The sequence below is a fragment of the Streptomyces sp. Y7 genome (assembly GCF_043195415.1).
Taxonomy (GTDB): Bacteria; Actinomycetota; Actinomycetes; order Streptomycetales; family Streptomycetaceae; genus Streptomyces.
Map to the genome: position 1 here is coordinate 1 of NZ_JBIDDQ010000038.1, position 12,580 is coordinate 12,580.

16 protein-coding genes are annotated in these 12,580 nt (G+C 71.3%); 2 read left to right on the plus strand and 14 right to left on the minus strand.

From position 1 onward, the window contains the following. Positions 1–180 precede the first annotated feature (180 nt). The gene (locus ACGFW6_RS42175) at positions 181–966 is read right to left on the minus strand and encodes a class I SAM-dependent methyltransferase (RefSeq protein ID WP_393522352.1); all 786 of its coding nucleotides are present in this window, start codon (positions 964–966) and stop codon (positions 181–183) included. A gap of 52 nt (positions 967–1,018) precedes the next feature. Here ACGFW6_RS42175 and ACGFW6_RS42180 point away from each other — a divergent pair, with 52 nt between their 5' ends. Then, on the plus strand, positions 1,019–1,516 hold the full coding sequence (locus tag ACGFW6_RS42180) for a DinB family protein (protein ID WP_393522194.1): 498 nt from the start codon (positions 1,019–1,021) through the stop codon (positions 1,514–1,516). Positions 1,517–1,564: 48 nt separating this feature from the next. Here the strand turns inward: ACGFW6_RS42180 and ACGFW6_RS42185 are convergent, their stop codons facing one another. Further along, entirely contained in the window at positions 1,565–2,443 is an 879-nt protein-coding gene (locus tag ACGFW6_RS42185) for an LLM class flavin-dependent oxidoreductase (protein ID WP_393522197.1), read from the minus strand. A 60-nt stretch (positions 2,444–2,503) separates the two neighbouring features. On the opposite strand from ACGFW6_RS42185, the gene ACGFW6_RS42190 reads away from it, so the two are divergent. Further along, positions 2,504–2,869, plus strand: coding sequence for a DUF192 domain-containing protein (locus tag ACGFW6_RS42190; RefSeq protein WP_393522199.1), 366 nt, complete (start codon positions 2,504–2,506; stop codon positions 2,867–2,869). 16 nt (positions 2,870–2,885) lie between these two features. On the opposite strand, the gene ACGFW6_RS42195 is transcribed toward ACGFW6_RS42190, so the two are convergent. From ACGFW6_RS42195 to ACGFW6_RS42250, 12 genes are all read right to left on the minus strand, one after another. After that, positions 2,886–3,515: an OmpA family protein gene (locus ACGFW6_RS42195; RefSeq protein WP_393522202.1), complete on the minus strand. Its 630-nt coding sequence runs from the start codon at positions 3,513–3,515 to the stop codon at positions 2,886–2,888. 8 nt (positions 3,516–3,523) lie between these two features. Then, the gene (locus tag ACGFW6_RS42200) at positions 3,524–4,102 is read right to left on the minus strand and encodes a hypothetical protein (protein WP_393522205.1); all 579 of its coding nucleotides are present in this window, start codon (positions 4,100–4,102) and stop codon (positions 3,524–3,526) included. Positions 4,103–4,135: 33 nt separating this feature from the next. Further along, positions 4,136–4,696, minus strand: a complete 561-nt coding sequence (locus ACGFW6_RS42205; protein WP_393522208.1) for a pilus assembly protein TadG-related protein — start codon at positions 4,694–4,696, stop codon at positions 4,136–4,138. Between the two features lie 50 nt (positions 4,697–4,746). Then, a complete protein-coding gene (locus tag ACGFW6_RS42210; protein ID WP_393522211.1) occupies positions 4,747–4,938 on the minus strand; it encodes a Flp family type IVb pilin in 192 nt (63 codons plus the stop codon). Between the two features lie 133 nt (positions 4,939–5,071). Further along, entirely contained in the window at positions 5,072–5,821 is a 750-nt protein-coding gene (locus tag ACGFW6_RS42215) for a response regulator (RefSeq protein ID WP_393522213.1), read from the minus strand. Further along, positions 5,818–7,329: a sensor histidine kinase gene (locus tag ACGFW6_RS42220; protein ID WP_393522216.1), complete on the minus strand. Its 1,512-nt coding sequence runs from the start codon at positions 7,327–7,329 to the stop codon at positions 5,818–5,820. Before ACGFW6_RS42220 ends, ACGFW6_RS42215 begins: the two co-directional genes overlap by 4 nt. Positions 7,330–7,362: 33 nt before the next feature. Beyond that, the gene (locus tag ACGFW6_RS42225; protein ID WP_393522219.1) at positions 7,363–8,256 is read right to left on the minus strand and encodes a DUF5936 domain-containing protein; all 894 of its coding nucleotides are present in this window, start codon (positions 8,254–8,256) and stop codon (positions 7,363–7,365) included. Positions 8,257–8,272: 16 nt separating this feature from the next. After that, positions 8,273–9,220: a type II secretion system F family protein gene (locus ACGFW6_RS42230; RefSeq protein WP_393522221.1), complete on the minus strand. Its 948-nt coding sequence runs from the start codon at positions 9,218–9,220 to the stop codon at positions 8,273–8,275. 7 nt (positions 9,221–9,227) lie between these two features. Continuing rightward, positions 9,228–10,565 (minus strand): CpaF family protein, encoded by a 1,338-nt coding sequence (locus ACGFW6_RS42235; RefSeq protein WP_393522224.1) that lies wholly within the window; start codon positions 10,563–10,565, stop codon positions 9,228–9,230. A gap of 11 nt (positions 10,566–10,576) precedes the next feature. After that, positions 10,577–10,939, minus strand: coding sequence for a TadE/TadG family type IV pilus assembly protein (locus tag ACGFW6_RS42240; RefSeq protein ID WP_393522227.1), 363 nt, complete (start codon positions 10,937–10,939; stop codon positions 10,577–10,579). 1 nt (position 10,940) lies between these two features. After that, positions 10,941–11,261 (minus strand): pilus assembly protein, encoded by a 321-nt coding sequence (locus ACGFW6_RS42245; protein WP_393522355.1) that lies wholly within the window; start codon positions 11,259–11,261, stop codon positions 10,941–10,943. 50 nt (positions 11,262–11,311) lie between these two features. Then, the gene (locus tag ACGFW6_RS42250; RefSeq protein ID WP_393522229.1) at positions 11,312–12,580 is read right to left on the minus strand and encodes a CpaE family protein; all 1,269 of its coding nucleotides are present in this window, start codon (positions 12,578–12,580) and stop codon (positions 11,312–11,314) included.

Consider the following 12,580-nt stretch of genomic DNA (forward strand, 5'->3'; position numbering starts at 1 on the left):
GGGTCGCGGCCCGCACGCATAAGTACAAGAGGCACAGGGGTCGCGGCCCGCACGCATAAGTACAAGAGGCACAGGGGTCGCGGCCCGCACGCATAAGTACAAGAGGCACAGGGGTCGCGGCCCGCACACGTAAGGGCGAGAGGCACGGGGTCGCTGCCCGGCGAGGCGGTCGGGGGTGGATCAGGTGTTCGGTCTGCGGGCCTCGAAGAGGTGGCGGGTGCTGTGGGCGACGAACGGGCCGTCGGACTCGATCCGCTCGTGCAGGGCGCGCAGTTGGGGCCGGTAGGCCTCGACCGTGAAGCCGGGGACCATCCAGATGACCTTGCGCAGGAAGTGGACGACCGCGGCGATGTCGTGGAACTCCATGCGGAGTTCCTCGGCGCGCAGGTCGACGATCTCCAGGCCGGCGACCTCGGCGTCGGCCCGTTCGCGCTCGGGGTGACGGCCGCCGCGGACCTCTTCCGGCTGGGGGCCGAGGAAGTACTCGACGAGTTCGAAGACGCTGTGCGGCCCGACGTGCTGGGCGAAGTACGTGCCCCCGGGCCGGAGCACCCGGGCGATCTCCTGCCAGGGCGCCCGAACCGGATGCCGGCTCGTGACGAGGTCGAACGCCGCGTCGGCGAACGGCAGCGGCGCGTCCTCGGGCGAGGCGACGACCGGAACGCCGCGCGCGGCGAGCAGGGCCGTGGCCTTGGCCACGTTCGGCGGCCAGCCCTCGGTGGCGACGGTGAGCACGGGCGCCTTCGCGGCCCGGCCGAGAGCGAAGTCCAGGACCTCCCCGCCCCCGGTCTGGAGGTCGAGCGCGGCGGTCGCGCCGGCCAGCCGGTCGGCCAGCGAGACGGCGTATCCCCAGCTGGGCCGCGCCTCGGTGGCCCGCCCCTCGAACCACGAGAAGTCCCAGCCCTCGGTGGGCACGGTGGCGCCCTCGGCGACCAGCTCCTCGAACGACCTGCCGTCCTGTCCCATGCGGCTCATGATCGCAGGGCGTTGTCCGAGGCCGCTGCTAGTTTTCGGCACCATGAACGACTCGACGTACACCGCTGGTGAGAAGGAAACGCTCCGGGCGAGCCTGGACCGGCACCGGGACGCGGTGCTGTGGAAGCTGGAGGGCCTGGACGACGAGGCGCTGCGCCGGCCGATGACGCCCACCGGCACGAACCTGCTGGGCCTGGTCAAGCACCTCGGCTCGGTGGAGTACGGCTGGTTCGTGTCGAGTTTCGGCGGCGAGGCGGAGCCGCTGTGGTTCGACCCGTACACCGACGAGGACATGCGGGCCGACCAGGGCGAGACGACGCGGCAGATCGTCGAGTTCTACGGCCGTGCCCGCGCCGCCGCCGACCGCGTGATCACCGAGCGCTCGCTGACGGACCTGGGGCGGCCCGCGTGGCGCGAGAGCGAGATGTCCCTGCGCTGGGTGCTGGTCCACATGATCGAGGAGACGGCACGGCACGCGGGCCACATGGACATCCTGCGCGAGCTGCTCGACGGCACGACGGGCGATCAGCCACGGAGCTGATCACCGAGCACGAGCAGCGACGCGTACGTCGTCGGTGTCCCGAGGCGCCTACGGCACCAGGGGTCGGACTTGCTCCGCTGTGAAGCGTACGAAGCCCTCCGGGTCGGGTTCGTCGGCCGTCGGCTGGAGCACGACGGTGTCCGCGCCGGCGTCGGCGAGCCGCTGCACGGCCTTGGCGACGGTGTCCGCGTCTCCGGCGACACCGAGTTCGGGCACGGATCCGACGCCTTCGGCGACGAGTTCGGCCTTCAGCCGGGCGGATGCGTCGGGCCCGGTGGCGGCGAGCAGGTACACGACGATCTCGTGCGGCTCGGCGTCGCCGCGTCCCGCTGCCCGGCGGCCCTCGTCGACGAGCTGCCGTGCCCTGCGCACACCCTCCGGCGGGGTCGACGCGGTGAGCAGCGTCCCGTCGGCGGCCTCGCCGGCCAGCCGCAGCGAGCGGGGTCCGGTGACCCCGGCGATGATCGGCACCGGGTCGGCGGGCGGCCAGTCGAGGGCGACGTCGTCGAGCCTGACGTACCGCCCCTCGACGGTCACCCGCTCGCCGCGCAACAGGGCCCGCAGCACGTCCAGATGCTCGCGCAGCAGCGTCACCGGCGACTCGACCCGCGCACCGACCTGTCCCATCCAGTCCTGCACGCCGTGCCCGAGGGCGAGGATCGGCCGGCCCGGGAACATCCGGTACAGACTGGCGGCCTCCATTGCGGTGATCGCGACGTTCCGCAGCGGCACGGGAAGCAGTCCGACACCGACCCTGAGCCTCTCGGTCCAGGCGAGGGCCGCGGCCGCGGTGGAGATCCCTCCCTCCCGGAAGCAGTCCTCCCAGAGCCACAGCTCTTCGAGTCCCGCCTCGTCGGCGAGCCGGGCGACGGATCGGAGTCGTTCGGGGGCCAGCTGGGGACGGAATACTGCGCCGAGTCCGGTCATGGGGCCTTCCTACCCGGGTAGCACTCGGCGGACAACAGAAAATCCTGGAGGTGGCTGAGGATGGGGCGACGCCTGCGAGACGGGCGGGGGGTGCTGGTCGTTCACGGGGAGCTCGGTGACGTGCCGGTGCCCCTGGAGATCGCCGCGTCGTACCGGGCCCGCACGAAGGGGCTGCTCGGGCGGGACGGCGTCGACGGGGCGATGCTGCTCACGCCGGCCGGCGGCGTGCACACGTTCAGGATGCGCATGCCCATCGACGTCGCCCACCTCGACCGCGGGCTGCGCGTCATCGCCGTGGGCACCATGAAGCCGGGCCGGCTGGGAATGCCCCGGCTCCGCTCACGGCATGTGCTGGAGGCGGAGGCCGGGGTGATGGCGGGGTGGGGCCTGGCAGTCGGGGTCCGGGTCAGCGTGGAGGTGGATTGAGGCCCCGGTTCGCCGGTCAGCCGTCCGAGCGCGGGAAGGACACCTCGACGCGTCGGTTCTTCTTGCGGCCCTCTTCCGTGGAGTTGGGCGAGATCGGGTACTGCTCGCCGTATCCCCGCACTTCATAGGTGACCGAGGAGTCGTTCAGCTCCGACTCCAGGACCCCCTGCACGGCGTTGGCGCGCTTCCGGGACAGGACGTCGCCGTGGGCCGAGGAGCCCAGGTTGTCGGTGAAGCCGAAGACGCGGATCCGGGTGGCGTTCTGCTTCCCGATCTCCTCCGCGATGGAGGCGATACGGGCTTTCGCCTCGCCGGTCAACTTCGCGCTGTCCTTGGGGAACAGCACCTCGGCCTGGAGCGCGAACTTCACGTCCGCGTTGGTGTCCTCCCGACGTTCCTCACCGGTCTGGTCCTCGACCACCTGCTTGATGTCGAGGACCTTGGCTTCTGCCAGCGTCGCGCCCTCCGGGAGCTTCAGATCGGGGTCGTTGGCGTCCACCTCGACGGGCGCGGCGGCGGTGGCCTCGGTGCCGGGCGGCACGCTGGGGTCGTCGTCCGCGTCGGCCGTGGTGGCGACGAGGACGTTGGCGGCGACCATGATCGTGGCCGCGGCGAGGGTCAGGGTGAGGCGGGGAGCGCGGGTCATGGGGGGCCTCACCCGGAGATCGTGATCGGGGCGCTGGCGAACGTCGGCAGCTGGAAGGTGACTTCGGCCGTGTCAGCAGGCGGCGAGGGGAACTGCATGAACACCGGTACGGACGCGCCCGGCTTGATCCTGGGCATGTCCGTGGTCGCCAGCGGACGGCCGTCGGTGTCGCGCAGCACGTAGTAACGCTTCTTGTTGCTGGAGTCGACGAGCGTGGCTCCGCCCAGTGAGTCGCCGTGCCGGGTGATCTCGGTCTCGTCTCCACGTGTCTGGATCGGGACCCGAACGGCCTCGGCGCCGTCGTTCACGATCTCGCCGCTCACGGTGACGAAGCCCCCTGAGTCGCGCTGAGCAGAGGTGATCCTCAGGATCAGTCCGTCCTCGCCCTTGAGCTCGGCAAGGAGATCATCCGTTCCCTCTTGGGCACTCGGGTTGGACCCGTCGTCCTTCGAGGCCGAAGCCGACGTCTTCGGCTTCTTGTCGCCGCCGCCTCCACTGCCGCAGCCGGCCACGCCGAGGGCCAGTCCGGCCGCGACGGTCATCGCGACCATCCCCCTGAGGGCCTTCGTGGTGAACCGAATGCTCATGCCTCTGCTTCCTTCGTCATTCGTCGTTCGCTGTCAGTCGGCCAGGTGGACGTCGAAGAGATCCTCGGGGTGCGGAAGGCTGGCCGGATCATCCGGATCCGGGTCCCAGTTCCCGTCGTCACAGGTGAGTTGCGGAAGCGGCAGTGTGTCACTGCCGTCGCCCTCGTCGTTGTCCTCTTCGGGGAGGTCGAACCCGCAGAGAGGCTCGATCACGGCCGTGGCCGACGCCGTCGACTTGAAGTCCTCCGTGCCGGGGACGATGGACTCACCCACGGACTTGTTGGTCTCCACCACCACCGTGTAGCCGAGCAGCTCCGACTCCCCACACTGCTCGACAGTGGCGTCGTTCTGGTCCGCCAGCTCGTAAGCCCGCCAGCACCCGTCGAACACCGCGCCGTCTCCGTCGAGAATGTCCTGCCACTTCGTGGGGTCGTTCACGACCTCCAACCAGTCCCCCGCCAGTTGGTCCCGGGTTTCCTGCGCCGCGGCCAGCGCCGCCGCGTCCGCGGCTGTCTGGGCGCCGTTCCGATTCGCCGCGGCCTGACCGACCGCAAGGTAGGCGAACGCGAGAAAGAGCAGGCCCGCCACCACCATGATGTAGATGGGGAAAGCCTGCCCTGCGTCGCCGTCCGTGCGGCGCCTGATCAGGTGAGTTCGTCGATCTTGTCGACGATCGCTTGGTAGATCGTCTCGCCGATGTCCGTCCCCGTAATCGCCAACACAATCGCCACCACCACCGCGATGATGCCCAGATACTCCACCGCCGTCTGCCCCTTGTCGTCGCGCGTGGCGCGAGAGCGCAGGTAGGCGACGGTGGTGTTGATCCAGTTGCTCATGGTGTTCCCCTCTGGGCTCCAACGTGCTGTGAGAAGTCTCGGGAGAAAAGTAAGCGGGAATTCCCCGAAGACCAGAGGGTCCCTGGGCCCAATTCCGGGCATCGGCCGAAAAACGTTGCTCCGTCACCGCCGGTCAGCTCCGTCCTGGGTGGGAACCCGGGGCCGTACCCAGCCAGTTGGCGGCGGCCTGCGCCCGGCTGGTGCTGTGGAGTTTGGCGAAGATGCGGTTGATGTGGTTCTTGACCGTCTTCTCGCTGATGAAGCAGGCGGCGGCGATCTGCTGGTTGTTCATGCCCGCCGCGATGAGGTCCATGATCTCCGCCTCCCTCCTGCTCAGCCGGAACCGTGACCTGTCCAGGGACGACTGTCCCACATGTGATTGCACTTGCGAAAGCAGTTCGCCGGAATTCCCTGCAACAGTCGGGAGTTCATCGTTTGCTCGCGCGAGCGACACCGTTGCGGCAGCCGCCGCCGTGGGCGTGAACCGGGTCCGGCCCGCCCTGATCTCCCGTACGGCCTCGATCAGTTCGTCGGTGGTGAACTCACCGTGGACCAGGTAACCGGAGGCGCCTCGCCGCAGGGCCTCGCGGACCGTCTCCGACTCTCCGCTGTACGTCAGCATCATCACCGGCGCGATCCGCACCAGATACGGAAGGGCGGTGATGCCGTCCGTGCCCGGCATCCGTACGTCCAGCAGGATCACGTCGGGGTGGTGCAGGCGGGCCGCCTCGTGGGCCTCGTGGCCGTTCGCCGCCTCGGCCACGACCCTTATGTCGGCGTGGGCGGAGAGCAGGGCCGTCAGGCCCGCCCGGACCACGGGGTTGTCGTCGGCCACCACCAGGCGCAGGGGCGTGGGGGGCGGGGGTGACTGGGCCGTCTTCATGGGGTGGTCGCCTTCGTCGTCGTGAGGGCCGCCAGCGGCAGGTGCAGGCGTACCTCCGTGCCACGGGCGTCGATGCCCTTGCCGAAGTGGATGCGGGCGCCTATCGAGGCGGCTCGTTCGGCCATGCCGAGGAGGCCGAAGTGACCGGTCCTGCGGAGGTGTTCGAGGGTCGTGCCGGGAGGGAGTCCCTCGCCGTCGTCCTGGACGGTCAGGCAGAGCACCTCGCCCTGGACGCCCGCCCGGACGCTGACCCTGGTGGCGTTCGCGTGGCGGTGGGCGTTCTCCATGGCCTCCGCGGTGATGGTGAGGAGCTGGCGGGCGACGGCGGGCGGAACGGGAGGCGCGGGGGCGTCGCCGCGCGGGCCGTAGATCGCCGGTACGCCGGTGCGGGCCGTGAAGTCCGCGGCCTGCCGGGTCAGTTCGGGGGCCACGTCCGTCATCCGGTCCGGGTCGGACTCGCGGCGCAGGTCCGCGAGGAGTTCCCGGGACTCCGCCGCCGCTCTGCGGGCCGAACGGGCGACCAGTTCGGCCTGGTCCCGGATCCGGGCGGGGTCCAGGGGGGCCGTCGCCGCGGAGGCGGCCAGGCCGTCGGCGGCCAGCGCCACGCCGTGCAGCGTCTTCGCCACCGAGTCGTGCATCTCGCGGGCCAGGCGGGCCCGTTCCGCACTCACCGCCTCGGTGACCGCGAGACGTGCCTGGACCGTCGTCAGGGCCTGGGTGGCCGTGCCGAAGCGGAGCATCAGGTGACGGAGGGACGATCCCAGCGCGCCCGTGATGACGCAGAGGCCGGGAAGGAGCAGCTTGTCGACCAGGCTCGCCGACCTCGCGTCGGTGTTGATGGCGTAGGCCAGGAGCAGGATCAGGGACTGCACGCTCGCGAAGACCGCGGCGCCCCGGTAGCCGTAGACGATGCCGGCCAGGAGCGGGGTGCAGACGCTGACGTAGGCCAGGGTCGTGTCCGGGCCCGCGGAGACGAGCAGGAGGGAGGTGAAGAGGGTGTCCGCGGCCAGGAGGGTGGGGTGGCGCAGGAGGAGCGGGCCGAAGCGTTCCCAGTCGCGGAACAGGACGTAGGAGCCCATGAAGGTGACCACGACGGCCGCGCCGACCAGCCGGGTGCCCAGGCCCGGCGCGGCGTTGAGCAGAGCGGCGGGTGCGGAGAGGGCGATCATCGCGAGCCGGAAGCCGAAGACCTGGCGGCACAGCGCCTGAAGGGCGTTGACCTGAAGCGGTATCGTCGAGGTCCGCTCGGTCCGCTCGGTCCGCTCCGTGCGCCGGGCGTCCGCGCTCGGGACCGCCGTGCCGGGCTGCTCGGTCCGCCGGGCGTCCGCGCTCGGGACCGCCGTGCCGGGCTGCTCGGTCCGCCGGGCGTCCGTGCTCAGGGCCGCCGTACCGGCCCGCTCGCTGCGCGTGGTCCGTCCGGAGCGGGCGGACAGGCGCCGCGCTCGCAGGGACCCGAGGCCGAACCTCGACGCCCGCGCTTCCCTCCCCGCTCCCGTTCCGGTCCTCATCCTCAACGGCATGCCCGCCACGGCCCCTCCCCCCTACTCCCCCGTCAGCGACCCGAAGTCCGTGCCCGAGCCCAGCAGCAGTCCCGCCCCCAGCAGGAGCATCGTCGCCGGAACCATGAACGTGGTGATCATCAGCGTGGCCCTGGGTACCGCGCGGGCCGCCTTGCGGCGGGCGTTCTGGGCGTCGGTGCGGCGCATGTCCTTGGCCAGGGCGACCAGCGTGTCCACGATCGGCGCGCCCAGTTCCTCGCCCTGCTGGAGTGCCGTCACGAACATCGCCACCTGTTCGGAGTCGTTCCTGCGGCGCAGTTCCGTGAAGGCCTGGCGGCGGCTCATGCCGAGGTCCATCTGGCGCAGGGTGATGCGCAGTTCGTCGGCCCAGGGGCCCTCGTACTTGGAGGCGACCCGGTCGAGCGCCTGGCGGAAGCCCAGGCCCGCGCTGACGACGACCGCGAGGACGTCCAGGAAGTCCGGCAGGGTGCGCTCGATCTCGTCCTTCCTGATCCGGATCGCCGACCAGATGCCGACCTCGGTCCAGAAGGCGCCGAACGCCAGCAGCAGGAGCGCGACCAGGATCTGGCCGCGCAGCAGGAACACCAGGAAGCCGACCGCGCCGAGGAAGCCGTACACCGCCCGCCTGGCCGCGTAGCGGTCGATCGTCAGACCGCCGGGGTTGCCCGCGAGGTCGATCCTGCGGCGGTACTTGGCGACCAGCTTCGGGCCCATCAGCCGCAGTACGGCGGGCGCGTAGCGCATGCCCATGCGGTCGACGAGCGAGTCCACGGCGCCGGTGCGGGTCGCGCCGACCTCCAGGGCCAGCGCGAGATCGCTGGGCAGCCTGGTCTCCGCCCGGTACATGCGGACGGCGGCGAAGACGCCCCCGACACCCAGGGCCATCACCGTCGCGAGGAGGAGTCCGATTCCCATGAGCCGTCCCCGCCCCTCAGACGTCGATCCGCGACATACGGCGGATGAGGATGAAGCCCACCGCGTACAGTCCGAACGCGATCAGCACCGCCGCCTGGCCCAGGGGTGAGCCGGTCATCCGGTCCAGGGCGCCGTCCTTGACCCCGTTCATCAGGAACAGCGACCCGATGCCGAGCACCGGGACGGCGTACGACGTCATGCTGACCTGTGAGAGCTGGGTGCGGACCTCGCGCCGGGTCTCCTTGCGCTCCTCCAGCGTCTCGGTGAGGTTGCGCAGGGCGCTGACGACCTGGCCGCCGGCCCGGTTGGACAGCACCAGGGTGGTCACGAGGACGACCAGTTCGCGGGACGGGAGGCGTTCGGCGAGCTCACCGAGGGCGTCGTCCATGGAGGCGCCCAGCGCCAGCTGGTTGGAGACCTTGGCCAGTTCCTCGCCGGCCGGCGCCTCCAGCTCCTCCGCCGCGAGGCCGATCGCGGTGCGCAGGGCGAGACCGGCGTGGGCGGCGTTGGCGAGGATGCGGGCCAGTTCGGGGAGTTGGTTGATGAACCGCTCGATGCGCTTCTGGCGCTGCCAGTTGAGGAACTGGACCGCGGCCCACACGCCCAGCAGGCCGGCGATCGGTCCGAAGAAGGGGGCCAGGGCCGCCTGGCCGACCAGCCACAGCCCGGCCACCGTCACCAGCATGTAGACGAAGAACTCGCCGGGGGTGACGTCCAGGCCCGTCGCCGTCAGCCGCAGCTCCAGCTGCTTGCCCAGCCGTGTGCGGCGCAGACGCCGGTCCAGGTCGGCGAAGCGGCGCCGCCGGCCGCCGGCGCCGGTGAGCTGGCCGGTGGCGGAGAGCCGTTCGACCAGGGCCTGGCGCTGGGCCCGGCCGGCGGCGTAGGCGTGGACGCCCACCACGGCGAGCGCGCAGGTCAGCAGCGCGACGCCGGTGGTGAGCGTGATGCGGGTCTGGAGGTCCATGGGGGTCCTACCTGGCTTCTCGGGTGGCGAGCTCGAGCGGTGACTGGGCGACGCCGAAGGCCTGGGGGATCGGCTGGCTCGCCATGTAGAGGCGGTCCGCGGTGCGGCGCGGCAGCGGGTAGTACGCGAAGGCACCGTGGACGCGGCCGTCCGGGGTCATGGGCTGGGCGTGGAAGCGGGCGACCGTCGCCAGGCGGTACGGCTCCGCCCCGTGGCTGTCCAGGATCGCGATCTCGGTGATCCGGCGGGCTCCGTCCGGGAACCGGGTCAGCTGGATGAGCACGTCCACCGCGGAGTTGATCTGGTCGTGCAGGGCCTCGAAGGGGACGGCGACGTCGGACATGGACGCGAGGGTCTTCAGCCGCATCAGGGCGTCCTCGGCGCTGTTGGCGTGCACGGTGGCCAGCGAGCCGTCGTGGCCGGTCGACATCGCCTGGAGCATGTCGAGGGACTCGCCGCCGCGGACCTCACCGACGACGATCCGGTCGGGGCGCATGCGCAGGGAGTTGCGGACCAGGTCGCGGATGGACACCTGGCCCTTGCCCTCGACGTTCGGCGGGCGGGACTCCAGCCGGATCACATGCCCCTGCTGCAGCTGGAGTTCGGCGGAGTCCTCGATGGTGATGATGCGCTCGGACTCGGGGATCAGACCGGACAGGGCGTTCAGCAGGGTCGTCTTCCCGGTGCCCGTCGCGCCGGAGACGATGACGTTGAACTTCGCCTGCACCAGCCCGGCCAGCAGATACACCATCGGCTCGTCGAGGGAACCGAGGCCGGTCATCTCGTGCAGGGTGAAGGAGCGCGGGAAACGGCGGATGGTGAGGGTCGCGCCGGTCAGGGAGAGCGGGGGGATGATGACGTTCACCCGCTCGCCGGAGGGCAGCCGGGCGTCGACCATCGGGTTGGACTCGTCGACCCGGCGGTTCACGGTGGAGACGATCCGCTCGATGGTCTGCATCAGCTGGTCGTGGGAGGGGAAGCGCAGCGGCAACTGCTCCACGCGGCCCCCGCGTTCGACGAAGATCGCGTCGGGCCCGTTCACCATGATCTCGGTGATGGAGGCGTCCTCCAGGAGCGGTTCCAGGATGCCCAGGCCGAGCGCCTCGTCGACGACCCTGCGGATGAGCTGCGAGCGCTCGACGGTCGACAGCACCGGGCCCTCGCGGCTGATGATGTGCCCGAGCACCCGCTCGAGTCGCGCCCGGCGTTCCGCCGCGGCCAGCGAGCTCATCTCCGCGAGGTCGATCTCCTCCAGGAGCTTGGCCCGGTAGGAGGCGACGAGGTGGCCGTCCTCGCCCCGGCTGCCGTTCTCCTCCGGGGTGTTGATGCGGGACCGCAGACTCATGGGTACCTCGTTCAGTGGTCGAGCGGCATGGTGGCGGTCTTCTGCGCGGGGTCGAAGTCCCAGCCGGGGACGATCGAGGGGATCTCGACGGTGGCGGTGACGGTGACCTGGTCGCCGCCCCGGGCCTCGGAACAGGAGACGGACAGCCAGTCGCTGATGGCGTTGACGCAGCCGTCCTGCGCGCTGTCGTCGAGGGAGGCGGCCCGCGCCCCCGCCCTGGCGGCCGTCCCCGCCTGCTGGGCGCTGTAGGCGATCAGCCCGACCTGGACGCCGGCCATCGCGACGAGGATCAGGACCGGGACGAACCCCAGGTACTCGAGGGCGACCTGCCCGCGGTCCCGCCCCGTACGGCGGGGGAAGAGTCGGTACGGCATCTCAGTCCTTCTCCTCCTGTACGGCGCCGGCGTGGCCCTCGACCGTGAACGGGAAGCCGATCGCGCCGGGGAAGAGGACGGGCACCCGGAGCGTCACATCGGCCGTGACGTAGCCCCCGCTCGCGCCGCACTGCACGCCCGCGTCCCCCTGCCACGCCTCGGGCAGGTGCTGCAGCCCCGCCTCCTCGCAGCCCGCCTGCCCCTGCGACGCCGTCGCCGCCCTGGCGGCCTCGTCCGCAGCATTCCCCGCGAGCGTGAACGTGTACCCCACGAGCACGAACTGCCACATCAGCACCAGGGTGATGACGATCAGCGGCAGCATCCCGAGGAACTCGACCGCGACCTGCCCCTTGTCGCCCCGCCCCCGCCGCGTCACCGCCCTATCTCCTTCCGCCTGCGGAACGTCAGCGCGGCCCGGTCGCCGCCGCCGCGCGTCCGGCCCTCGCGGCGGTGCGGTGCCGCCCCCTCGGTGCCCTTGACCAGGCCGAGTTCGCCCGCGAGACCCCAGAGCGCCTGTTTGACGGTGCTCTTGGGGTCCAGTTCGTGCACCCGGCCGGCGTCGACGGGGCCCTGGAGTTCCTTGAAGTTGGCGGGGATCGCGGTGGCGGCGATGCCGGTGCCGGTGATGCGCTGGATCAGGGCGGGCTGGATCTCCGCGCTGCGGGTGTGGCGGTTGACGACGATCATCGTCTCCTCCGCCTTGCGGATCTGCAGGCGGTCCCACATCCGCACCGTGCGTTTGGCGGCGCGCACCGCGACCACGTCCGGGGTGGTGACGAGGAGGGCGGTGTCGGCCATCTCCACGGCGGCCGCGCTCGCGCCCGACAGCTGGGACCCGCAGTCGATGACGACGACCTCGTAGCGGGAGCGCAGGGCGCTGACGATGTGGCGGGCGGCGCGGTCGGTGACCTCCTCGCCGCGTTCGCCGTCGCCGGGGGCGAGCAGCAGCGCCACGCCCGTGTCGTGCCGGAACACGGCGTCCGCGAGGACGCGCGGCGTGATGTCGTTGATGGCGGCGAGGTCGACGACCGAGCGGCGGAACTGGATGTCCAGGTAGGAGGCGATGTCGCCGGTCTGGAGGTCCATGTCGAGCAGTGCGGCGCCGCGGCCCGACGCCTGGGCGGCCAGGGCCAGCTGGATGGCCGTGAGGGTGGCCCCCACGCCGCCCTTGGCGCCGCTCACCGTCACCACGGTGCCGCCGACCCCGCTGAACACATCGGAACCGGCGCCCAGATGACGCCGTACGCCCATGGACCACTGGGCCACCGCGTTGACCCGGCTGGCCAGTTCCTCGTAGCTGAGGGGCAGCGCGACCAGACCTCGTGCGCCGTAGTCCATGGCGGCCTGGAAGAGGCCGGGGCTCGCGTCGGAGGTGACGAGGATGACGCCGACGGCGGGGAAGCGCAGGGCGACGTCGCGGATGAGCTCCAGGGCCGGGACGGGGCCGATGCGTTCGTGGACGACCACGACCTCGGGGAGCTCGTCGATGGACTCGGCGGCCAGGCGGGCGAGCGTGTCGACGAGCTGGGTGGAGTCGGTGACCGGGGCGACCGGCTCGGCGTCGGGGAGCTGGCTGAGCAGCGTCGTGAGGGACCGGACCGCGTCCGCGTCGCCGACGGCCGGGAGGATCCTCGTGGGCAT

What these genes read in the sequence shown, in the direction of transcription:
- ACGFW6_RS42175 (WP_393522352.1), bottom strand. Translation starts at nt 966, where the DNA reads ATGGGACAGGACGGCAGGTCGTTCGAGGAGCTGGTCGCCGAGGGCGCC.
- ACGFW6_RS42180 (WP_393522194.1), top strand. Translation starts at nt 1,019, where the DNA reads ATGAACGACTCGACGTACACCGCTGGTGAGAAGGAAACGCTCCGGGCG.
- ACGFW6_RS42185 (WP_393522197.1), bottom strand. Translation starts at nt 2,443, where the DNA reads ATGACCGGACTCGGCGCAGTATTCCGTCCCCAGCTGGCCCCCGAACGA.
- ACGFW6_RS42190 (WP_393522199.1), top strand. Translation starts at nt 2,504, where the DNA reads ATGGGGCGACGCCTGCGAGACGGGCGGGGGGTGCTGGTCGTTCACGGG.
- ACGFW6_RS42195 (WP_393522202.1), bottom strand. Translation starts at nt 3,515, where the DNA reads ATGACCCGCGCTCCCCGCCTCACCCTGACCCTCGCCGCGGCCACGATC.
- ACGFW6_RS42200 (WP_393522205.1), bottom strand. Translation starts at nt 4,102, where the DNA reads ATGAGCATTCGGTTCACCACGAAGGCCCTCAGGGGGATGGTCGCGATG.
- ACGFW6_RS42205 (WP_393522208.1), bottom strand. Translation starts at nt 4,696, where the DNA reads ATGGTGGTGGCGGGCCTGCTCTTTCTCGCGTTCGCCTACCTTGCGGTC.
- ACGFW6_RS42210 (WP_393522211.1), bottom strand. Translation starts at nt 4,938, where the DNA reads ATGAGCAACTGGATCAACACCACCGTCGCCTACCTGCGCTCTCGCGCC.
- ACGFW6_RS42215 (WP_393522213.1), bottom strand. Translation starts at nt 5,821, where the DNA reads ATGAAGACGGCCCAGTCACCCCCGCCCCCCACGCCCCTGCGCCTGGTG.
- ACGFW6_RS42220 (WP_393522216.1), bottom strand. Translation starts at nt 7,329, where the DNA reads ATGAGGACCGGAACGGGAGCGGGGAGGGAAGCGCGGGCGTCGAGGTTC.
- ACGFW6_RS42225 (WP_393522219.1), bottom strand. Translation starts at nt 8,256, where the DNA reads ATGGGAATCGGACTCCTCCTCGCGACGGTGATGGCCCTGGGTGTCGGG.
- ACGFW6_RS42230 (WP_393522221.1), bottom strand. Translation starts at nt 9,220, where the DNA reads ATGGACCTCCAGACCCGCATCACGCTCACCACCGGCGTCGCGCTGCTG.
- ACGFW6_RS42235 (WP_393522224.1), bottom strand. Translation starts at nt 10,565, where the DNA reads ATGAGTCTGCGGTCCCGCATCAACACCCCGGAGGAGAACGGCAGCCGG.
- ACGFW6_RS42240 (WP_393522227.1), bottom strand. Translation starts at nt 10,939, where the DNA reads ATGCCGTACCGACTCTTCCCCCGCCGTACGGGGCGGGACCGCGGGCAG.
- ACGFW6_RS42245 (WP_393522355.1), bottom strand. Translation starts at nt 11,261, where the DNA reads ATGCTGCCGCTGATCGTCATCACCCTGGTGCTGATGTGGCAGTTCGTG.
- ACGFW6_RS42250 (WP_393522229.1), bottom strand. Translation starts at nt 12,580, where the DNA reads ATGCCCACGAGGATCCTCCCGGCCGTCGGCGACGCGGACGCGGTCCGG.